General features: G+C 50.9%; 20 protein-coding genes. 17 read left to right on the plus strand and 3 right to left on the minus strand.

The annotated features are described in order from the left end of the window. Window positions 1-43: 43 nt before the first annotated feature. The 14 genes from FHT67_RS19875 (at window position 44) to FHT67_RS19940 (ending at window position 17,012) form a co-directional block, all read left to right on the plus strand. Entirely contained in the window at window positions 44-1,591 is a 1,548-nt protein-coding gene (locus tag FHT67_RS19875) for a spore germination protein (RefSeq protein ID WP_167200950.1), read from the plus strand. Between the two features lie 12 nt (window positions 1,592-1,603). Then, complete coding sequence (locus FHT67_RS19880; RefSeq protein WP_167200952.1) at window positions 1,604-2,785, plus strand: Ger(x)C family spore germination protein; 1,182 nt, start codon at window positions 1,604-1,606, stop codon at window positions 2,783-2,785. Window positions 2,786-2,806: 21 nt separating this feature from the next. Continuing rightward, window positions 2,807-3,031 carry a hypothetical protein gene (locus FHT67_RS19885; RefSeq protein ID WP_167200954.1) on the plus strand — a complete coding sequence of 75 codons (225 nt, stop codon included), beginning with the start codon at window positions 2,807-2,809 and terminating at the stop codon, window positions 3,029-3,031. Window positions 3,032-3,055: 24 nt separating this feature from the next. Continuing rightward, window positions 3,056-4,207 carry a GerAB/ArcD/ProY family transporter gene (locus tag FHT67_RS19890; protein ID WP_167200956.1) on the plus strand — a complete coding sequence of 384 codons (1,152 nt, stop codon included), beginning with the start codon at window positions 3,056-3,058 and terminating at the stop codon, window positions 4,205-4,207. Window positions 4,208-4,311: 104 nt separating this feature from the next. After that, on the plus strand, window positions 4,312-5,103 hold the full coding sequence (locus tag FHT67_RS19895; protein WP_132311743.1) for an NUDIX domain-containing protein: 792 nt from the start codon (window positions 4,312-4,314) through the stop codon (window positions 5,101-5,103). Between the two features lie 81 nt (window positions 5,104-5,184). After that, window positions 5,185-6,111, plus strand: coding sequence for a cysteine hydrolase family protein (locus FHT67_RS19900; RefSeq protein ID WP_167200958.1), 927 nt, complete (start codon window positions 5,185-5,187; stop codon window positions 6,109-6,111). A 26-nt stretch (window positions 6,112-6,137) separates the two neighbouring features. Then, window positions 6,138-7,637, plus strand: coding sequence for a nicotinate phosphoribosyltransferase (locus tag FHT67_RS19905; protein ID WP_167200960.1), 1,500 nt, complete (start codon window positions 6,138-6,140; stop codon window positions 7,635-7,637). Continuing rightward, entirely contained in the window at window positions 7,634-8,260 is a 627-nt protein-coding gene (nadD, locus tag FHT67_RS19910; protein WP_132311749.1) for a nicotinate-nucleotide adenylyltransferase, read from the plus strand. Before FHT67_RS19905 ends, nadD begins: the two co-directional genes overlap by 4 nt. A gap of 22 nt (window positions 8,261-8,282) precedes the next feature. Beyond that, entirely contained in the window at window positions 8,283-9,122 is an 840-nt protein-coding gene (nadE, locus tag FHT67_RS19915; protein ID WP_132311751.1) for an ammonia-dependent NAD(+) synthetase, read from the plus strand. Window positions 9,123-9,256: 134 nt separating this feature from the next. Further along, entirely contained in the window at window positions 9,257-10,339 is a 1,083-nt protein-coding gene (locus FHT67_RS19920) for a LacI family DNA-binding transcriptional regulator (RefSeq protein WP_132311753.1), read from the plus strand. Between the two features lie 260 nt (window positions 10,340-10,599). Further along, entirely contained in the window at window positions 10,600-13,377 is a 2,778-nt protein-coding gene (locus tag FHT67_RS19925; protein ID WP_167200962.1) for a beta-galactosidase, read from the plus strand. Window positions 13,378-13,427: 50 nt separating this feature from the next. After that, window positions 13,428-14,393: an ABC transporter permease gene (locus FHT67_RS19930; protein WP_132311757.1), complete on the plus strand. Its 966-nt coding sequence runs from the start codon at window positions 13,428-13,430 to the stop codon at window positions 14,391-14,393. An 11-nt stretch (window positions 14,394-14,404) separates the two neighbouring features. Next, window positions 14,405-15,319: a carbohydrate ABC transporter permease gene (locus tag FHT67_RS19935; protein ID WP_132311759.1), complete on the plus strand. Its 915-nt coding sequence runs from the start codon at window positions 14,405-14,407 to the stop codon at window positions 15,317-15,319. Window positions 15,320-15,392: 73 nt separating this feature from the next. Beyond that, window positions 15,393-17,012 (plus strand): DUF3502 domain-containing protein, encoded by a 1,620-nt coding sequence (locus tag FHT67_RS19940; protein ID WP_132311761.1) that lies wholly within the window; start codon window positions 15,393-15,395, stop codon window positions 17,010-17,012. Between the two features lie 87 nt (window positions 17,013-17,099). On the opposite strand, the gene FHT67_RS19945 is transcribed toward FHT67_RS19940, so the two are convergent. After that, window positions 17,100-17,570: a GyrI-like domain-containing protein gene (locus tag FHT67_RS19945; protein WP_167200964.1), complete on the minus strand. Its 471-nt coding sequence runs from the start codon at window positions 17,568-17,570 to the stop codon at window positions 17,100-17,102. A gap of 204 nt (window positions 17,571-17,774) precedes the next feature. On the opposite strand from FHT67_RS19945, the gene FHT67_RS19950 reads away from it, so the two are divergent. Next, window positions 17,775-18,197 carry a universal stress protein gene (locus FHT67_RS19950; RefSeq protein WP_132311765.1) on the plus strand — a complete coding sequence of 141 codons (423 nt, stop codon included), beginning with the start codon at window positions 17,775-17,777 and terminating at the stop codon, window positions 18,195-18,197. A 215-nt stretch (window positions 18,198-18,412) separates the two neighbouring features. Here the strand turns inward: FHT67_RS19950 and FHT67_RS19955 are convergent, their stop codons facing one another. Together FHT67_RS19955 and FHT67_RS19960 are read right to left on the minus strand one after the other, a co-directional pair. Then, window positions 18,413-19,207 (minus strand): Nif3-like dinuclear metal center hexameric protein, encoded by a 795-nt coding sequence (locus FHT67_RS19955; protein WP_167200966.1) that lies wholly within the window; start codon window positions 19,205-19,207, stop codon window positions 18,413-18,415. Window positions 19,208-19,209: 2 nt separating this feature from the next. Next, window positions 19,210-19,806 carry a YdeI/OmpD-associated family protein gene (locus FHT67_RS19960; protein ID WP_167200969.1) on the minus strand — a complete coding sequence of 199 codons (597 nt, stop codon included), beginning with the start codon at window positions 19,804-19,806 and terminating at the stop codon, window positions 19,210-19,212. A 145-nt stretch (window positions 19,807-19,951) separates the two neighbouring features. Between FHT67_RS19960 and FHT67_RS19965 the strand changes: the two genes are divergently transcribed. Both FHT67_RS19965 and FHT67_RS19970 read left to right on the plus strand, forming a co-directional pair. After that, window positions 19,952-20,392 carry a GNAT family N-acetyltransferase gene (locus tag FHT67_RS19965; protein WP_132311771.1) on the plus strand — a complete coding sequence of 147 codons (441 nt, stop codon included), beginning with the start codon at window positions 19,952-19,954 and terminating at the stop codon, window positions 20,390-20,392. Between the two features lie 22 nt (window positions 20,393-20,414). After that, on the plus strand, window positions 20,415-20,939 hold the full coding sequence (locus tag FHT67_RS19970; protein ID WP_167200971.1) for a hypothetical protein: 525 nt from the start codon (window positions 20,415-20,417) through the stop codon (window positions 20,937-20,939). The last annotated feature ends 83 nt before the right edge of the window (window positions 20,940-21,022 follow it).

The raw sequence follows: 21,022 nt of genomic DNA on the forward strand, positions 1-21,022 counted from the left end.
TCATAATGGAAGGATAGACATTCATCCTGGAGGTAGCTCGCTTATGCAACGGCAACTAACGAATCGTTCGAGCTCCAATGACAACCAAATGCTGCCCGAGTTCGCCAATATTCCGATCGATCCTTCGGTTGAAAATAATTTAGCGCGGCTTAAGCGCGATATGGGCGGCAGCGATGATCTCATTATGCGGCAGATTCACAATGAGGGGATTAACACGGCAGCCGCCGCGGTCGTCTATATCGACGGACTGTCCAACACGATGGCCATTAATCAATACATATTTGACGTGCTCGACTATTCTTTGCCCCGCTATGACGGGGAGGATATGATGACGCTTGATGCCGGAGCGCTTGCGAAAAAGCTCTTGAACGGCATGGGACCGGTCCGTACCGTATCCGATCTAGGCTCTCTTTACAAAAACCTGCTGTCCGGGGTAGCGATTATTCTGCTGCGGGGGCACCAGTATGCTTATTGTGCGGACATTCGGGAATGGAAAGGCAGGGACGTAACGGAATCCACAAACCAGACTTCCATTCGGGGGCCGCGTGAAAGCTTTACCGAGACGCTCCGAACCAATACTTCTCTTATCCGCCGGAAAATCAAGGATCCGCGTCTATGGATGGAGACGGTTACCATCGGCCATCTCACCAAAACCGATGTGACCCTTATGTACATTAACGGGCTTGCGAAGCCTGCCGTTCTCCAGATGGTCCGCGACCGGCTGGGTCAAATCAAAATCGACGGGATTTTGGACAGCGGATATATTGAGGAGCTCATCGAGGATAGCAAATGGTCGCTCTTTCCAACCGTATTTAATACCGAGCTGCCGGATAACGTAGCAGGCCAGCTGTTGGAAGGGAAAGTGGCCATTCTTGTAGAGGGGACGCCTAACGTGCTGATCGCGCCAACCCAGATGGTTACTTTTTTTCAATCAACGGAGGACTATTACCAGCGTTCTTTCTACGCAAGCTTATTGCGTATTTTGAGGTTCGGGAGCGTTTTTATATCGCTCCTTTTTCCGTCGCTCTACATAGCGATTACGACGTTCCACCGCGATATGCTCCCGGCGTCGCTCCTGATCTCCCTTGCGGCGCAAAGGGAAGGCGTACCGTTTCCGGCTTTTTTCGAGGCGCTTATCATGGAGATTACGTTCGAAATATTACGCGAAGCGGGGATACGGATGCCTCGCGCGATCGGGCAAGCGGTATCCGTAGTTGGCACCCTCGTAATCGGGCAGGCGGCGGTAGAAGCGGGAATTGTGTCAGCGGCGATGGTTATCGTGGTATCCATTACGGCGATCTCCACGTTTACGCTGCCGGCCTACAGCATGTCGATACCGGTTCGTATTCTCCGCTTCGCCTTTATGGGCGTGGCGGCAAGCTTTGGCCTGTTTGGCATCATTATGGGGTTCTTTGTCCTGATGCTTCATCTATGCGCGCTTCGTTCCTTCGGAGAGCCGTTTATGGCTCCGTTGTCGCCATACATGAAAACGGATATGCAGGATGCCTTATTCCGCTTGCCCAGATGGTTTATGTTCAAAAGGCCGGATACTTCAATGGATACCAGTTCCAGCAGAATTCGCAAGAATTAGGGAGGCCGCATCATGTTCTACAAATTCGCCATTTCGATGTTGTGCCTTCTGATGCTGACAGGCTGCTGGAGCAGACGGGAGCTGAATGAGCTTCTCATCGTGCTTGGCGTAGGAGTGGATTGGGAGGACGGGCATTATCTCGTATCGTTTCAGGTCGTTAACCCAAGCGAAATCTCCAATCAGCAAAAAAGAGGCGACCGTCCTCCCAGCACCTTATTCCAGGGGAGAGGCAAGACATTGTTCGAAGCAGCCCGGTCCGTTACGGCCGAGGCGCCGCGTAAGGTTTATGCGGGACATTTGCAGATCTATGTGATTGGAGAGGAAGCGGCAAGAAGAGGCATTAACGAAATCATTGACAATGTCGCACGCGATAATGAAGTAAGGATGGATTTTAATATCATCGTGGCAAAAGGAACAAGGGCAGAGGATGTTCTGAAGCTGTATACGCCGGTTGAGAAGCTGCCCAGCTACAGCATGCAGCAGTCGCTGCAGACCTCGGAAAAAAACTGGGCGCCTACCATTGCCGTAACGCTGGACGAAGCGTTAAACAAGCTCTCTTCGCAAGGGAGCGAGCTTGCTTTAACCGGCATACGGGTTATTGGAAGCACGGAGGTAGGGGAAACGAAGCAAAACGTAGAAAAGTTTTTGCCGCCAAGCCGGTTCCGTTATTCCGGCATTGCAGCTTTTAAGGGGGACAGGCTGATTGGCTGGCTGAACGAGAAGGAGAGCAGGGGCTATACCGATATTACGAATAATCTGGATAGTACTTCGATCGCTATACCATGCGGGGAACAGCGATATGTAGGCGTTGAAGTGACTTCCTCGAACTCCAAAATCAAAACCAAGGTTATAAACGGGAACCCGGAAGTCGAGGTGTCGATTCGAACGGAAGGAAATATCGTCGAAAGAACGTGTACGGACGTTGATTTATCCAATCCCGATACCATCAAGAAGCTGGAGGCACAGACCAAACAAGTTATTCTAGGCAATGTGGAAACCGCTGTGCAGCGGGCCAAGGAATTGAAATCGGACATATTCGGCTTTGGCACCGAGATGGAGAAGGAGCATCCCGCTTACTGGAATCAGGTAAAGGATCGGTGGCGCGAGGAGTATTTCCCGCAGCTCAAGGTGACGTACAAGATTAAGATGTTTATCCGGGATACCGGCACTATAGAGAATAGCACGATCAAATAAGAAAGAGGGGAGCGGTCAAAAATGGCATCCGTATTAGCCGTTCTTGCTTTGGCGGCAGGCGCTATTTGGATGGAAGCACCTGGTCTTGTCCGACGCCGGCAATTCCGTGAGCTTGTTCTATTCCTTGTCCTTCTGCTTGCGGGAACGGTTTTGTACAGTCTTCTGATGCTGCAAATTACGCTCCCTAATCCGTTTATGCTGGTCAAATGGATGTTCGGCTGGATCGGGCCGGCAAAGTCATTCTAGTAGGAAGGGAGGAGGAAGTGCGATATGTCAACATACTCGAATGCGAAAATATCGGTTAGACAATTCACGATTCTGATTATGATCGGAACCGTCGGCGATTCGATTCTGATCATGCCGACGATTACGGCCGCCTCCTCCAAACAGGATGCCTGGCTGTCCATGCTTCTCGCCTTGCTTGCCGGCATTGTCACGGGAATAATCTTCGCCGCTATTGCCAACCGGCTGCAGAGGATAAGCCTGTATGAAGCCATCCGGCAAAGATTGGGCTTATGGTTCGGAGGCTTCTTCTTTCTTCTTTTTATTTTCTCGTCGTTTATGTGCATCCTGACGCTGCTTAGCGAAATGAGCCAATTCATGACGTTGCAGCTAATGCCGGAAACGCCGGTTAACGCGATTATTTTATTTTTCGAGGCTGTTATTATTATCGCTTACCGCTATGGCATTGAGGCTTACGCGAGAATGGGCGAAATACTGTTTCCGGTTATGATGGGACTGTTTGCGCTTCTTGTTGTTTTGCTGATGCCTCAAATTGAATGGCCGAATGTGCGCCCGATCATGGCTCAGGGATTCCTTCCGATCATGCAAGGGGCGCTCCCGGCTTACTGCACCGCGTTTGTCGAGATGGCCGGGCTGCTTATGCTCGTTCCTTATGTCCAGGGCAACGGCAAGCTGACGAGGCCAATTCTATCCGGCTTTGCAGTGGGCGGTACGGTCTTATTCCTGATTGTACTCCTTAGCGTGCTTGTGCTGGGACCAAGTCTGATGCAGACCAAATATTACCCGACCTTTGTGCTTGCCCAGAAAATCATGATTGGCCATTTTTTCGAACGGATCGAAGCGGTAATCGCCTTTTTATGGGTGATTACGGTTTTTTACAAAACACTGATCCATTTCTTCACCCTGACGACGGGGCTTGCGCAAGTGTTTCGACTTAAAGAAAGCAAGATGCTGACCATTCCTCTAGGCATGATTCTGCTTGTCGGTACGGTAGTCGGTACGCCTAATATTACAACGTACAATCAGATTCTGATTAATTATTATCCCTGGTTTGATCTAACCTTTTTCCTTGTGCTGCCAATCATTATGCTCATCCTAATACTTGCGATTAAGAAAAAGCAGCAGAAGACGCAGCAGCCCCAAGGCCAACAGCAACCGCAGCAGCAATCGGAAAATTAGGTGAATTATTTTCCGGAAAACGCTTGTTCCTTCCGCGGGATCATGTTAATATGACACTATAAATAATAAAACATGAAATATGAAATATTATTGAGGTGACTGGAATGGCCCGTTACAACTCCGAAGAAGAAGTTCTCGCCCATTACGATCCGAAGAAGTACCGGACACCTGATGGCTATACCAGCGATATTGCGGTATTTACGATCGTTAGCGAGCCAATCGCGCCGAATAAGCCGCCGAAGCGGACGATGAAGCTAATGCTGATCCGCCGGGCACGGCAAGACCGTGAAGGAAGCCCGAATATCGAGGGCGGGAAGTGGGCGCTGCCGGGAGGTTTTATCGATCCCGAGGAGGTTGCTTACGAAGCGGCTAAACGCGAATTATCCGAAGAGACCGGCGTAGAGGGCATTCATATCCGGCATTACGGGGTCTATGACAAGCTGGGCCGGGATAAACGGGGATGGATCATCTCCAATGCCCATTACGCGATTGTGCCGGAGGATTATCTCGAGAAGCGCAAGGCGGCCGACGATGCGGAGGAGGTGGCACTCTTTACGATCGAGGAGATTAAGGAGCTTGAGCTTGCCTTCGACCATCGCGAAGTGATTGCCGACGCTTACGAAATGATCCGCAAGGATATGCTGCTCTCGACCGTCGCGCGCAGCTTCCTGCCGCTGGAATTTACGCTAAGCGAACTGCAAAGCGTGCTTTTAACCGTTACGGACAGCCCGAAGGTAGCGAAGTATTCGACATTCCGGAACCGTGCCGAACGCCTTCCGTTTATTGAGGTCGTTCGAATCGACGGCGAACCCAAAACCACGTCAAGGAACTCCAAGCGCCCATCGATTTTGTACCGTTTCAAAGAGGGAGAGCCTCTGGAGTCGATCTACTTCTAAAGGTATTGTCAGGATACCTGTTCTTTTTAAGTATATTATTTCATAAAACATGAAATAAGGAATAAGAGGAGATGGCTAGCGATGACTACGAATAATCAGCTTGTTACCCCGTTTGATCGATTGTTCCAGGCGGCCGAAATTGGCGGGAAAAGCAGCGCCACAATGAATGTTGTGCTGGAGGAAGCGGCAAAGGAGCAGCTGCCGCCAGCGGAAGCGGATCAGGAGAAAATTCTGCTGCTGGTCATCGACCAGCAGAACAGCTTCATCGAAGGCGGTGACTTGGGCGTTCCCGGTTCCGTGCAGGATACCATTCGGCTTGGGAAATTTATGTATCGAAATTTGCATAAAATCACACAAATCGCATTGACCAAAGACGTCCATACGCCGCTGCAGATTTTTCACCCATGCTGGTGGATAGACCGCAGCGGCAAGCACCCCGCACCCGTCGAAACGGTGATTACGGTAGAGTCGGTCATGAATGGAGATTGGACGCCGGTCTTCTCGCCGGCAAGAAGCCTTGCCTATCTTCACGAGCTTAAGGCGGGAGGGAAGAGAGAACTCCGGATCTGGCCTTACCACTGCCTGGAAGGAACAAACGGCGTGGAGTTCGAGAGCCAATTCATGAACCTTGTCTACTTCCATACGGTGGCCAGAAGAAGCACGCCGGTTATTTTGGAGAAAGGGCAGGATCCGTTAAGCGAAATGTACGGTGCGTTCTACCGGGAAGATGGCGTGGCGAGCGATGCCAACCGGGCTTTTCTGGACAGCCTTTTGGATTATAACCACATTTACATCGCCGGCCAGGCACTTTCGCATTGCGTGCTCGATACGATGAAGCATATTTTGGAGCATCACGCGGAGAACCGGGCATTGACCGAAAGCATTCGTCTGCTAACGGATTGCTCGAGCCCGATACCGGGTACGGAAGCTATGACGGACTTGGCGATCATGGAGCTAGTTAAGCGATACGGCATTCAGCTCGCGACGGCGGAGGGCCTGACGATATAAGAAAAAGCCTACGGAGGTAATGGGATATGAACAACGCACAGCAAATCAAGAAATACGAGGACGACAGCCTTGCGCTGCACACGGACTTATACCAGGTGAATATGGTGGAGACTTATTGGGCGGAAGGGATGAGCGAGCGGAAGGCGGTATTCGAGCTTTATTTCCGCAAGCTGCCTTTCGGGAACGGCTACGCGATCTTTGCGGGTCTGGAACGGATTATCGAGTATGTGCAAAGCTTCGGATTTACCGATTCGGACCTGGCGTATTTGCATGACGAGCTTGGTTATGAAGAGGATTTCCTCGCTTACCTGAAGCAGCTTCGCTTCACCGGCAAAATGACCGCCATGCGCGAAGGAGAGCTGGTCTTCGGCAACGAAGCGATCCTCCGGGTGGAGGGTACGCTGGCCGAAGCCCAGTTTATCGAGACGGCGCTGCTTAATATCGTCAATTACCAGACGCTGATCGCGACAAAGGCTTCGAGAATCCGCAATGCCGTTGGAGATGCGCCGCTTCTCGAATTCGGCACGCGCCGCGCTCATGAGATGGACGCCGCTCTATGGGGTTCGCGGGCTGCCATCATCGGCGGCTGCGATGCGACCTCGAACGTGCGCTGCGGCAAACGGTTTGGCGCAAAGGTATCGGGCACGCATGCCCATGCGATGGTGCAGGCGATGCTGGACGAATACGAAGCGTTCCTCCGCTATGCGAAGCGGCAGAAGCAGATGAACCGCAAATGCGTCTTCCTTATCGATACGTACGATACGCTCAAATCGGGCATTCATAACGCGATCCGAGTCGTGAAGGAGCTTGGCATCAAGGATCTGTTCGAAGGAGTCCGGCTTGATTCGGGCGATCTCGCTTATCTGTCGAAGGAAGTCCGCAAGCTGCTGAACAAAGCCGGTTTTGAAGAAACCCGTATTTATGCCTCGAATGATCTCGATGAATATACGGTTCTGAATTTGAAGTCGCAAGGCGCGGTTATCGATGCATGGGGAATCGGAACAAAGCTCATTACGGCGTATGATCAACCGGCTTTAGGCGCAGTCTATAAAATTGTGGCGATCGAAGATGATCATGGAAAAATGGTCGACACGATCAAAATTTCGGGCAATCCCGAGAAAGTGACCACTCCGGGGAGGAAGAAGCTGTACCGGATCATTAATCTGGTGAATCACCGCTCGGAGGGCGATTATATCGCGCTGGAAGAGGAGAAGCCGCAGGAGGAAGGGCGCCTCAAGATGTTCCATCCGGTCTACACTTACATCAGCAAATTCGTAACGGATTACGAAGCGAGAGAGCTTCATGCGGATATTTTCGCGGACGGTAAGCTGGTATACGAGATGCCCGGGCTTTATGAGATTCAGGCTTTTGCGAAGGATAATTTGGAGCTGCTCTGGGACGAATACAAGCGGAATCAGAATCCGGAGGATTATCCGGTGGATCTCAGCCAGCGCTGCTGGGACAACAAGATGAATCTCATCCATGCGATGAAGGAGAAAGCGGAAGGAGTGACCAAAGAGACATGACGGCAAGCCCTCGGAAAATCGGCATTTACGGCTCTTCTTTCGACCCGATTACGAATGTGCATTTATGGACGGCTTCGACGGTGGCGCACCGCAAAAGCTTGGATTTAGTGATTTTTCTGCCCTCCTCCAGCATGCGCCATGACAAGAAAACGAACACCAGCGACGAGCACCGGGTTAATATGATTAAGCTTGCGATTCAGGATAATCCGAAGTTTGTTTATGATCCCTACGAGCTTACGGTTCTGGCGGGCATGCAATATACGTTCCACACGATGAGGCATTTCCGCGAGCAATATCCGGAGGATGAATTGTATTTTATTATGGGCGCCGATCTTCTGGTCGATATCGCGGACGGCAAATGGTCGCATGAGAAGGAATTGATTGAGGAAAATAAGTTTATCATAATGGCACGTAATGGCATTGATATGACGGAAGCGATCTCCCGTTCGCCGCTGCTTCGCAATCATGACGACGGACGGTTCCAGCTGATGAGCAAAGGGCTTGCCATGGAGATCAGCTCGACCTATATCCGGGATGAATTCGGCCGGGGCGGGGAGCCGAGATATTTGCTGCCGGATTCGTGTTATGACTATATCAAGAAAAACGGCTTGTACCGTATTTAACGATTAAAGGAGGCGCATGGCGATGACCTTGCAGCAGCAGATTATTGAGAAATTGGGCGTAAAACCGCAAATTGATCCACAGGAGGAAATCCGGAGAACAATCGATTTTATTAAGGATTACGTAACGTTCGCGAGAAAAACGGCTCTTGTTCTCGGCATTTCGGGCGGACAGGATTCGACGCTTGCCGGCAAGCTTTGCCAAATGGCGATGAATGAATTAAACGACGAAGAGGGAGTAAAGACCTACCGCTTTATCCCTGTCCGGCTGCCTTACGGCAACCAGAAGGATGAGCAGGATGCGCAGGATGCGATCGCTTTTATCGGGGCCGAAGGCTTTATCACGATTAATATTAAGGCGGCCGTTGACGCCGGAGCGGCGGAATACGAAGCCCGGACAGGGAAGAAGCTGAGCGATTTCACGAAGGGCAACCGGAAGGCGAGAGAGCGGATGATTGCCCAGTTCGAGATTGCGGCGGAGGAGAACGGGCTCGTTGTCGGAACGGATCATGCGGCCGAGGCGATTACGGGCTTTTACACGAAATTCGGCGACGGCGCGGCGGATCTGACTCCGTTATACCGGCTGAACAAACGGCAGGGCAGACAGATCTTGAAGGAGCTTAACTGCCCGGAGCATCTGTACCTGAAGACCCCGACCGCGGACCTTGAAGAGAATAAGCCGCAGCTTGCCGACGAAGTGGCTCTAGGCGTAACTTACGACGATATCGACAACTACCTGGAAGGCAAGGAAATTGGCGAGAATGAGCGGCAAAAGATCGAGAACTGGTATATCCGGACGATTCATAAACGGGAGCAGCCGGTGACCGTATTCGACCGTTGGTGGAAAAAAGTTGACGGAAAATAAGAGCTTTAAGGCACGAAGCCTATCCGGCATTCGCAAGAGCGACGGGTAGGTTTTTTTGCAAGAGATTGTTTTTATTTTCGAAAAAATCTGCTATTCTACTGGTGATCAGCTAATGGATTGGGGAGTGAGAACTTTTGAAACCGGTTACAGTGTATGATATTGCGAAGGAAGCGAATGTATCGGTTGCAACGGTATCGCGGGTTTTGAACAACACGGCCCCCGTAAAAAAGTCAACGAGAGATCGCATCGTAGAATTGATGAACAAGTACCAGTTTCAGCCTAATGCATTAGCCCGAAGCCTGTCCAAGAAGGAGACGGGCATGATCGGCATTATTTTGCCGGACATCACCAATCCGTTCTTTCCGACCGTTCTGGCCGGGTTTGAGCAAGAGGCGAGAATCAAAGGCTACACGTTCTTTCTATGCGATACCGTTTCGACAAACGGGGATTCGAAGGAGCAATACGAGCGAGAATCGCAGTATCTCAGCCTGCTGATGGAGAAGCAGGTAGACGGCATCGTAATGATTGGCGGCCGGATCAACCTGGCTAAGCCCAGCGAAGCTATGGTCACCGAAGTGGTTGATATCAGCAAGCGCGTCCCGACTTTGCTGATTAACGGCCATTTGCCCGGGCAAAACATTCATTCCGTCTGCGTGGACGAGCGGGAGGGAGCCGAGCTTGCCACGCAGCATCTGATCGATCTCGGTCATCGGGATATCGCGTTCGCCGGCGGCTATCAGAGCATGGCGAATACGCTTCAGCGCGTTCAGGGCTTTGTGAAGACGATGCAGAAAAACGGGCTTACGGTCCGGAAAGAATGGCTGCTGGACGGCGGCTTTACGGTAGAGAAGGGCAAGCTGTTCATGAATTATTTGCTTAGCCTGCCGGAGAGGCCCACGGCAGTGTTTTGCGCGAATGATCTGGTGGCCATTGGTGCTCTTAAAGCTGCTTATAATGCCGGTCTGCGGGTGCCGGAGGATTTGTCGCTGGTCGGCTTTGACGATGTTCCGTACGCGTCCAACAGTATTCCGGAGCTGACGACGGTGTCCCTGAAATGCTATGACATCGGGAAATACGCGGCCGAGCAGCTCCATAAGATGATTACCAAAAGCAAGGTAAGCAGGAAAGCGAAGCTGAGACCGGAGCTCGTCATTCGCGAATCAACGGCTCCGCCAAAAGGCTCAAGGGTAAATGGGCCAAATGGAATATTTAGATAAATATTTCAAAAAACTTTCTTGACAACGCTTTCATGTCTGATTTAGAATCAAGGTGTCAAAGCAATACACGGTTCGAACAAAAATGAAACCCGTTTCAATGTAATCGGCTATCATCATATTATCCACCTGAAATGCACGTAAGAATACCGTAAATATGACAGTTCATGTTGTTTCGGATCGAATGTGTGTTTTATTTTTACCAAAAAATGAAACGGGTTTCATGAAACGGGATACATGTTATCGATCGGGGGTCGTCCAGAATGGGTTTGGATACACAGGCGATATCGGCAGTTCAGTTCGAGGCTGATGCAGTACATATACACGGAGAACCCAAGCTGCTCTTAAGCGCCTCGCTCTTTTACTTCCGTATTCCGAGGCTGCTGTGGAAGGAACGGATGGAGCAGCTGAAAGCTTACGGCTATAACAGCATCGATGTTTACTTCCCGTGGAACTACCACGAACGGAAGGAAGGCGAATGGGACTTCAGCGGCGAGCGTGATGTCGAAGCCTTCCTCGAAGCGGCAAGAGATGCGGGATTATGGGTGATCGCAAGACCGGGACCTTACATTTGCTCCGAATGGGACGGCGGCGCGCTTCCGGCGTACCTGCTGGCGCAAGGCGTCGAGATTCGGCAGAATGATCCGGTATTCCTGTCCCGGGTGGCTGCCTGGTTCGACCGGATTATCCCTCTTCTGAAAGCTTTCCAGGCTGACGAAGGCGGGACGGTTATCGCGGTGCAGCTGGATAACGAGCTGGACTTCTATGATTGCAAGGATCCGAAAGGGTATATCGGCGCATTAAGAGATTTGGTACTGGCGCACGGCATTTCGGTTCCGCTGTTCGCTTGCGCCGGTCAAGGCGGATTGCTGCAAGCCGCGGGTATTGCAGAGGGAGTAGCCCCAACCTGCAACTTCTATCCGGATAACCGGGATCCCGAGTTCGAGCAGAAGGTGCTTCATTACGGCGGGCTTATGGAGGAGCTTGGTTATCCGCTCCTCGTTACCGAGACCAACCGCGCGCATTACCTGCTTCGCCGATTGCTCGGCTGCGGGGCCAAGCTTCTGGGACCTTACCTTCAGGTATCGGGTACGGACTTTGGTTTTACGAACGCCACAAACAATTGGGGTAAGCCGCTTGCGTTTATGACATCGGATTACGATTTTGGCGGAATGATCTCGCCGGAAGGGCATATCCGGGAGGAAGCTTACGAAGGCAGGCTGCTTGGCAGAATTATCGAAGCTTACGGAAGCAGGCTGGCTGAGGCGAAAGCAGCCGGGGCCGCAGACGAGGAATTCATCAAGAACGGTCAATGGACTAATATTGCCGGCCCGTATGTGCTCGAGCTGAAGGATGGCGGCCAGCTGTTGTTCCTGACGAATCTGGACGACGAGGATAAAGAGCTAACGATTGCCGGTTCCGATTCGTTTATCTTGCGGGGAGGCCGTTCGCTTGCTCTTCCGTATCAGGTCCCGTTAGCGGGCTGGGGATTGGAAGGGGTATTGGAGCAATCAACAGCGGAGCTTTATTACGCGAACCAGACGGCAAACCGCAGGGTGCTTGCATTCCATACGGAAAGCGCCGGTGAAATTCGGCTCAGCAGCGAGGAGATAGCTGCCGTTGAATCCGAGAACTGCGCGACAGACATGCAGGACGGTCAGTTAAACATCAAGTTTGATGGAACATCGGATGCTGTATGCCGGATCAATACCCGCAGCGGAGACATTTTGACAATTGCGATCCACGATAAAGTAAAAGCGCTTTATATGGATGAAATGGATGAAGAAGGATTATTGCACACCTGTTCATCAGACATTCAGCCTGCGGATAAAGAGCAAACGGAGGTCGCCAATTGGCAGCTTAGCTCCTTGAATGGAGCGGAGCCGATGGTTTCGCCGGAGTCTAAGCAATCGAAAGCTGAAGCCGTGTATCTGGAGCAAAACGAAATATACCGAGGCTATGGCTGGTATGAAGCAGCTGTTCCGGCTGAGCGGGCGGAGGTCGCAGAGGGCGTGCTGATTCGAAACGGCAGCGACGTGATCTCGCTTTATGCGGACGGTCATTACGTGGGAACTGCGGTTCCGGGCGGCAGCAGCAGCTATCTTCCGTTAAAGGAAGGGCTGACGCAAGGCAAGCTGGTTGCCCGTACCGAAATCTGGGGACATTCCAACTTCGATGATGCCAGACTGCCGGGCTTAAAGCTTAACGCTTTAAAAGGTCTTACGGGCATGACGCTTGTAACCAGGCAGCATGAACTAAGCCGTAATTGGAGCGTGTACCGCGCCGCGGACCGAACGATTCGACCGGAGCTTACGGCGGAAGCCGACCGGAAGCTATGGCCGGTTGTGAACCTGGGCGGCTGGCTGTCGCCGGATCATCCCGCCTTTGAATATTACCGGAAAAGCTTTATTCCCGGGGAACGGGCAGACAGCTGGATCCTTCACTTTGAAGGCATGCAATCGACGGCGAAGGTGTTTGTTGATGGGAAGTGGGCTGGAGACGTTGGACCGTTCGATCCTTATGTCGACTTATCCGGTCTGCTCACAGCCGGGCAGCCAGCAGAGCTTGCCATCTTCCTGGAGAGAGTCATTGGTCTTCCTGCGGGAAGAAGAGCGGTTATGTATGAGGGAATCAAGGCGACGGATTGGTTGATCAGCGGTGCGGAAGAGCCTGAGCTTGCTGCCCATGCGAATGCGGCACGTTCGCAGTCCCAGGATGTTGAGCTTCCCGTGCAGCTGGAGCCGGGTCAGACGGCATGGCTGTACAGCACCATACCGAATTCAGATAACGGAAAGGGCTGGCGTGCCGCGGTTTCCGGATCAGGGCTTAAGCTGACCGTGTTCGTCGAGGGACGAATAGTTGGACGGATTTGGACACCTGGGGATGAAAGCCGGCCGGTTATTACCGGTGGCAGCCAGCAGTCGGTTTACTTGCCGGGCGTTTGGTTTAACAAGAAGGAAGGCGAGCTTGCCATCCTCTTGGAAGCCGTTGATCAAGCAGCTCCTTGCAGGCTGGATGCCATTAGGCTTCAACAGGTCTAGCCGGAAGACGAAGGGCTAAATCAATTAGTAATGGGTAAGGAGGTCTTCACATGGAAAAGGTTATACAACCAGCCATCCAGAGCAAGCCGCGTACGGAAAGCTCAGGCAGGCTGAGACGATTCTGGAACAATAAAACTTTGCTTCTGATGTGTTTGCCGGCAATTGCATTTTTCATTATATTTGCTTATCTGCCGATGCCAGGCGTGTACTTGGCGTTCATTCAGTACAATTACGCGGACGGCATTTTTAAAAGCCCGTTTGTCGCCTTCGACAACTTCCGCTTCCTCGTTATGAATGGCGACCTGTGGCGGCTGACCTTTAACACCGTAGCTTATAACCTCGCTTTTATCTTGCTGGGGAATTTGCTGCAAATATTCGTAGCGATCCTGCTTAACGAGCTGCGCCGCAAATGGTTTAAGAAAGTAGCTCAAACCTTACTGTTCCTTCCGCATTTTATCTCGGCGGTTCTGATCGGTCTGATCGCTTACAACATTCTCAGTTACGATTACGGCTTGCTGAACCATGTACTTGCATCTCTTGGCATGGATCCGGTTAAAGTCTACTCCAATTCTCATGTATGGCCGTTCATTATCGTCTTAACCTACTTATGGCAGTCTACTGGTTACGGCTCTATCGTCTACTTCGCGGCTATCATGGGTCTTGATAATGAGATTATTGAGGCTTCTGAAATCGATGGTGCAAACGCTTTCCAACGGATTATCTACATCGTTATTCCTTGGCTTAAGCCGACATTCATTATCTTGCTGCTGTTCTCGCTTGGCGGCATCATGAAAGGCAATTTCGGATTGTTCTACAACTTGGTTGGGGCAAACAATACGGCATTGTACTCGTCGACGGATATTATCGAAACTTACGTATTCCGTTCGCTTATGACGAACTTCAACTTCTCTATCGGTAGTGCGGTTAGCTTATATCAATCGGTATTCGGCTTCGTGATCGTTATAACGGCCAACTGGCTTGTTAAAAAGACGTCGCCAGAAAACTCGTTATTCTAGGGGGTGCTGACATGGAAGAGAATATCGTAGAATCCAGAAGCATTCGGACAGATGCGAGCGAAGTCATTGTCAGAACGTTTGGTTACGTCGTGATTTCCATCTTTGCGCTTTGCTGCTTGCTGCCATTCCTCCTTATCTTGGGTACATCGTTTACCACGGAGTCGGCTATCAAGAAATTTGGCTTTAACTTCTGGCCGAAGGAATTCAGTACCTTTGCTTACAAGATCGTATTCGAAAATCCCGATATCATCGTAGGTTCCTATATTGTAACGATTCTGCTTACCTTAGTGGGTACGGCAATCGGCTTGTTCCTTGTAGCGATGACCGGTTATGCGCTGCAGCGTCCGGACTTTGGTTACCGGAACGGGATCTCGTTCTTTATCTACTTTACAACCTTGTTCTCCGGCGGTCTTGTTCCTTTCTACCTGCTTGTGACTCAATATTTGAGCTTGAAGGACAATTATTTGGCCGTCTTGCTGCCAGGGCTTCTGAGTCCGTTCCTGATCATCATGATGAAAAGCTTTGTTCGCTCCATCCCGCATGCCATTACGGAATCGGCCAAAATCGACGGAGCAGGGGACTTTACGATTTTCCTGCGGCTGATCTTGCCGATGACGACACCGGCTCTTGCGACAATCGGTTTGTTCATCGCGCTTGGTTACTGGAATGAATGGTACAACTCGATGCTGTTCCTGTCGCCGAATATGGAGTATCGTCCGCTTCAGCTCTTCCTGTATAACGTTGTTACCAGCGCCGACTTTGTCCGGAACTCCGCAGCAGCTTCCAACGTCTCGCTTCGGGATGTGCCGCTCGAGTCCATGAAAATGGCAACGGCCGTTGTTGCAACCGGACCTGTAATCATGTTCTATCCTTTCGTGCAACGCTACTTCATTAAAGGGATTACGGTAGGCGCAGTTAAAGGTTGATGTGCCGAAGGCCACAGGGCCTCTTCACATAACGGGCAAAGCCCGATAAATGAAAAACAAAGGGGAGACGTGCATGTTTAAGAAAAGTTCCGCAATCCTGCTGTCTATCTTGATGGCTTCCAGCTTGGCAGCCTGCTCCGGTAATAACAACAAAGACAACAAACCAGCAGACTCCAACAAACCAAGCAACAGCGCAAGCACAAACACCAACGCATCGACGAATACGGGCGGCGATACCGCGGTGGATACTTCCAAATTCGTGAAAATCACTTATCTCGTGCTGGGTAACAAACCTACGAACGGTCAGTTCGAGAAGGTGCTTGGTGAAGTGAACAAAATCATGAAGGAAAAAATCAACGCCGAGCTGGAATGGAAATGGATTGAATGGACGGACTGGCAAACGAAATACAACCTTGCCCTTGCATCCGGCGAACCAATCGATCTGATCACGATCGGTACCGACTGGCTCGATACATGGGGCAACGCTCAACGCGGCGCCTTCATGAACCTGGATGATCTGCTTCCTAAATATGCGCCTCAAACCTTTAATTCGATTCCGCAAGAAGATTGGGCAGAATCCAAATACAACGGCAAAATCGTCCTCATTCCTGAAGATCAATATACGCAATGGGTTAACCATGGCTTCTTCTACCGCGGCGACTGGGCAAAAGAAGCAGGCATTACGGAACCAATCAAAGACTGGGAAGGCATCGGCAAATACCTGCAATACATCAAGGACAACAAGCCAGACGTCATTCCTTGGGACGCGGTTTCCGGAACGAGCACATTCGGCGGCTTCGATACTTCCTACACGGATAACCTCGAACTGCCGATCTCGACAGGTTACCTGCCGGTATTCACAGCGAAATCCTATGATGAGAAGTACACAATCAATAGCCCTGTCTTCGAAGATACGATGGTGAAATACGCAACGATGATGAAAGAATGGGCAGACAAAGGGTTCTGGCGCGAAGACGTGCTGAACAACAAAAACGATACGCGTGCTTCGCTGCGTGCGGGCCTGACAGGTATGGACCAGCATCATACGCAAACGTTCGGCGGTCTCCGCGTTCAAATGGATAAAGACCAACCGGGCTCCGATCTGCAAATGTTCCCGTTTGCCCGCCAAGGCGGCAACAACCTGCTTGAGCTGTCCATCACGCACGGCGGTACTTCCGTCGGCGCACACAGCAAAAACCCTGAGCGCGCTCTGATGGCATACGACCTGATCCGCAACGACGAGCAAATTTACCACCTGCTCAACTACGGTATTGAAGGCGTGCAATACGAAGTCAAAGACGGCAAACGTCAACAACCAGCCGGCTACGACGAAACAAAAGACGGCTTCTACTCCGACTTCTGGGGCGGCCGTGTCGACAAATTCGAGATTCCAAGCGTAACGACATGGGATCAGCTCGAAGAAACGTATTACGCTGAGTATGACAAAATCAAAAAGCCTTATCCGTACGGCCAATTCGTATTCGACAAAACGCCGGTTGAAGCCGAGCTGACAGCGATTACGCAAGTAACCGGCGAGATGGGCCCGGCTATTGCTTACGGTAAAGCAGGCGACCCTGTGAAAGCGGTCGATCAATTCCGCAGCAAGCTGAAAACAGCCGGCTACGATAAAGTTCTTGCCGAGCTGCAAAAACAAATGGATGCATACAAAGCAAAAATGGAATCCGGTCAATAAGCAAGGAAGAAAGCCGGGATTGGACGCGAAGCGTCTGATCCCGGTTTTTTAATTATATGCAGCGATAGAGGCGTGATAAATGTTTACTCACGGCTTGGCCGGAATAAGGATGTCGATTCTGGCATCCTGCCGGTTCAGGGAGTAGATGTCATTCCAATACTCGATATCGATGGGCCTAACGCCAAACGTGCTATTGATGTAATCATACGTATCGCCAACCTCCGACTCGGCCCCTTCATGAATGATCCTGATATATGATCCTGAAGGCAGAGTGTAGGAGGTCATGCCGTCAGGTATATCCTCAAATGCACTAACCTCGAAAGCGACTACATGCTGGTAGGGGGTGTCATGCGTCCATTGGCCATCCTGGTTATAGATCTGAATCAAATAAATGCCTTCTTTATTCCTGTTCCGCAGCTCATTCCCGCGTGCGGCCAATTGTTCACGCAATACGCCAACAATGCGGGACTGCAGAACGCTGTTCAGGCTTTCCCTAATCGAATATCCAACCAGCTTGAGCTCTTCTTGCTCAATTCTGTCGATCTGATACGTGCTCAATGTTTATATCCCTCCAGACATGGCAAATATAACCATAATTAGAATAACGAATATACGTTCGCTTGTAAAGGATAATTTTGAACATGACGTTTACGTTGACGTTAATATTGTTGAGGAGTATGCTTATTATAGAAACCATGTTTGAACAAGCTTGGAAGTGGGTATTAAGAAGTTAGGGATCACATTTTGAAGGAGGCATCTCTTATGTACAATCATATCCTTGTTCCCGTCGATGGTTCGAAACAGGCAAGCAAAGCTCTTGATCACGCGATAAATCTGGTGAAGGCGATAAACGCGCCGATTCGGCTGTCTGTTATCCATGTTACGGGGCGTGTCGCGATGAGTCAGGCTTTTGTTTATGTGGATGTGGGGGAGATGCTGGAGAAGGAAGAGAACGAAGTGCTCTCCGCAGCCGCTGCGCAGCTGAGAGACTCCGGAATAGATTACACGCTGCTTCGGGCCGACGGTGATCCATCCACTCTGATTTGCACGACCGCGAAGGAGCGGAGCTGCGACCTGATCGTTATGGGCAGCCGCGGCGTTGGACTTGTCTCGGAAATTTTGCTCGGCAGCGTCAGCCATGGGGTATCCCAGCATGCTCACTGTCCGGTCCTGCTTGTAAAATAATAAACGTAAAGTAAAAAGGCTGCCCGCGGGCAGCCTTTTTACTTTTTCCGATCCGTTAACGATCTGGCGCATCGTTAAGAGATCGGAAAATCAGCTTTCGTCGTGCCTAACGATGCGGCAAATCGTTAAGCCGCCGGAAACTAACCGAATTCGCTCCATATCGCACAAAAGCAGCTCTCTTAACGATGCGGTGCATCGTTAAGCTAGATCCTCCGCTATACGATCCGGAAGATCGGCTTGATCGGCAAAAACTCCACCCGAATTTCCGGATACCGCAGCTTCAACTCCTCGCTTAACGCGCGCATGCCCGGCTCTTCGCTTTCCGCGTGGCCTAGGGTCAGCAAGGCTTTTGCCCGGCCTTGATGCGCGGCATCCCGGATATATTCCGGCGTTTCCCATTCCGGACCTTCCCCAACGATGAGCAGATCGAGGTTATGCTCGCGCATAAACGGAATAGCGGTTGAAGCGCCTCCCCGGTAACCGACCAGTATGCCTGCCCGGCTCACAAGAGCCGAGGAATCACCGGTAATACGCAGGAACGGCATACCAAGCTTTTGCTTCACATGCGTGGCAACCTCCGTAACGGTCATAGACGGAAGCTCGAGAATGGCGGCGATAGGAAGCATTTCCGCCAAGCTTGATTCCCATTCCAACGCGGACAATAAGCCCGTCATAATAATGTCCGGCTGCTTCTTATGGCAGTAATCATGGTACCGGAAAATCGCGATCCCGCTCTCTTCGATCAGCTTCAGCTTTTGCGCAAAAACCGGATCGTTTCCGGTCAGCTTCTCATCATGCCGATGGTTGTAAGAAAGGGGCTCATGCGCGATAAGAAGATTAGCTCCCGCCGCGACGGCCTTTTCAATTACCTCCTGGGTTGGCATGAAGGATACGGCAATTCCGGTTACCTCGGTCTCGGCCTGGCCGGCCATTAGAACATCCACCGTGTCGGGTATCGGGGGAACCGATGATCGTAAGGCATCCATTATAGTCTGAATCGTAGTTGGCATAATTAAGATCCGTCCTTTTTGCTTGGATAAATTTTCTCGCCCTTCTCCAGCATCTCTATAAATTGCCGAATCTTCTTCACCCGCGTTTCTTGCTTTTTGGCATTGTGAATGCGGAACAGAATCGCATACCTGTTCTGCTTGTCCAGCGTCTCGAAAAACTGCTGAGCCTTCTCGTTGCGCGCCAGCTCAAGGGCGAAATCCTCCGGAATGGCAGCGTTAGACTGCGATTCGTAAGCTTTGTCCCATAAGCCGTTCTGCTTGGCTATTTCGATGGCCTTAAGACCGCTTGGCTGCATTTTGCCGGCAGCGAGAAGGGCTTCGGCTTTATCCTTATTAATCTGCGACCAGATGCTTTTTGGACCTCTTGGCGAAAATCGCTGAATCCAGCTTTCTTCGTCATGCTTTCTTTTATGGCTGTCGATCCAGCCGTAGCATAAGGCAACGTCCAGCGCTTCATGGTAAGTAACCGAGGGGCTGGAAGCATTTTTTTTCGAAATCTGCAGCCAAATGCCGGACGACTGATCGTATTGCTCGGCGAGCCATCGCTCGAAAGCCGGCTGATCGGGGAAGTGGAGAATAGGCAGCTCATTTGTGCTCATTGTACAAAACTCCTTTATGCCGTTTCCTTCCAACATTATAGCATTGTCGCACCAACCTTATAAGTCTTGAGTTTACAAACTTTTCCTATAAAATGAGGGTACCATCGCCCATGAAGCGTGGATGACGAAAGCGGGGAGCGGACCAATGAGCCAAGTTAGAGCTATTCGGGAGCATGAACTGCAGGAGCTTCTGGATTTATACCGTCATTTGATTCCGAACGATCCGGTGCTTCGGGCGGCGGATGTTCAAGAATTGTGGAATCAGATCCGTGCGGATCGCAATATGCACTATCTCGTCGTCGAAGCGGAAGGCCGGATTGCTGCAGCCTGCGTGCTGATTATTATTCCGAATTTAACAAGAGGGGCAAGGCCATACGGACTGATCGAAAACGTGGTAACCCATTCCGATTTCCGCAGAAAAGGTTACGGAACCGACGTATTGCGCGAGGCGCTTGCTATCGCCTGGAAGCAAAATTGCTACAAGGTGATGCTGCTGACGAGCTCCAAGCAGGAGGGCACCCTTACTTTTTACGAAAAGGCCGGTTTTGTAAAAGGGATTAAAACGGGGTTTATCGCGAAGCCGTAACCGGAAGGTTAGGAGGGTTAAATTGAAAACCGCTAAACGATTAACGAGCATAATCGTGTATGGCTGTCTGATCATCGTAATCGGGATTGCCGCCGCAGCTGGTATATGGTATCAGCAAACGGAGCCGCTTAATACCGACGGGCTGTCCACCTTTACGCCCCCTGACGGAAAACCTCCGGAGTATGTTGTTGGTCTGGTGAACAAGGGACTCCGGAAAATCGATATCGTTAGCGTAACGATTAACGGAACTTCCCCATCCGGTCCCGTGCAGCTAGGCATTACTTATGATTCCGGGCAGTTTGTGCAGGTCATGCCTGAACCTGTTCCGGAAATCGAGTTTATGGGAATACACGATTCATCCATTTACCCGGCTCTTTCTGGTCACGAGTTAACGAAGGCCATTAACAAAAAAGCCCATACGCCTATTCTCTACGGAATTCGTTTTTCCGCTGAGGAGGGAACGGTTCAAAGCGTTACGGTTAAATATAAGTATCTGGGGTTTACGAAAAAGCTTACGGTTACGAGATGGTTTGATAACAACCATTAAGCCTGCAAGAGCTACGTTGGATTTCGTGCAGCGTAATGCAGCGTTTTGACTTGGCAGCACGGTCTACGCTGGATTTTCTGCAG

It is taken from the genome of Paenibacillus sp. BK720 (assembly GCF_011761545.1).
In the GTDB taxonomy this organism is placed as follows: domain Bacteria; phylum Bacillota; class Bacilli; order Paenibacillales; family Paenibacillaceae; genus Pristimantibacillus.

Bases quoted from the DNA above. Each gene is read 5' to 3' on its own strand.
- FHT67_RS19875 (WP_167200950.1), top strand. From the start codon at position 44: ATGCAACGGCAACTAACGAATCGTTCGAGCTCCAATGACAACCAAATG.
- FHT67_RS19880 (WP_167200952.1), top strand. From the start codon at position 1,604: ATGTTCTACAAATTCGCCATTTCGATGTTGTGCCTTCTGATGCTGACA.
- FHT67_RS19885 (WP_167200954.1), top strand. From the start codon at position 2,807: ATGGCATCCGTATTAGCCGTTCTTGCTTTGGCGGCAGGCGCTATTTGG.
- FHT67_RS19890 (WP_167200956.1), top strand. From the start codon at position 3,056: ATGTCAACATACTCGAATGCGAAAATATCGGTTAGACAATTCACGATT.
- FHT67_RS19895 (WP_132311743.1), top strand. From the start codon at position 4,312: ATGGCCCGTTACAACTCCGAAGAAGAAGTTCTCGCCCATTACGATCCG.
- FHT67_RS19900 (WP_167200958.1), top strand. From the start codon at position 5,185: ATGACTACGAATAATCAGCTTGTTACCCCGTTTGATCGATTGTTCCAG.
- FHT67_RS19905 (WP_167200960.1), top strand. From the start codon at position 6,138: ATGAACAACGCACAGCAAATCAAGAAATACGAGGACGACAGCCTTGCG.
- nadD (WP_132311749.1), top strand. From the start codon at position 7,634: ATGACGGCAAGCCCTCGGAAAATCGGCATTTACGGCTCTTCTTTCGAC.
- nadE (WP_132311751.1), top strand. From the start codon at position 8,283: ATGACCTTGCAGCAGCAGATTATTGAGAAATTGGGCGTAAAACCGCAA.
- FHT67_RS19925 (WP_167200962.1), top strand. From the start codon at position 10,600: ATGGGTTTGGATACACAGGCGATATCGGCAGTTCAGTTCGAGGCTGAT.
- FHT67_RS19930 (WP_132311757.1), top strand. From the start codon at position 13,428: ATGGAAAAGGTTATACAACCAGCCATCCAGAGCAAGCCGCGTACGGAA.
- FHT67_RS19935 (WP_132311759.1), top strand. From the start codon at position 14,405: ATGGAAGAGAATATCGTAGAATCCAGAAGCATTCGGACAGATGCGAGC.
- FHT67_RS19940 (WP_132311761.1), top strand. From the start codon at position 15,393: ATGTTTAAGAAAAGTTCCGCAATCCTGCTGTCTATCTTGATGGCTTCC.
- FHT67_RS19950 (WP_132311765.1), top strand. From the start codon at position 17,775: ATGTACAATCATATCCTTGTTCCCGTCGATGGTTCGAAACAGGCAAGC.
- FHT67_RS19955 (WP_167200966.1), bottom strand. From the start codon at position 19,207: ATGCCAACTACGATTCAGACTATAATGGATGCCTTACGATCATCGGTT.
- FHT67_RS19960 (WP_167200969.1), bottom strand. From the start codon at position 19,806: ATGAGCACAAATGAGCTGCCTATTCTCCACTTCCCCGATCAGCCGGCT.
- FHT67_RS19965 (WP_132311771.1), top strand. From the start codon at position 19,952: ATGAGCCAAGTTAGAGCTATTCGGGAGCATGAACTGCAGGAGCTTCTG.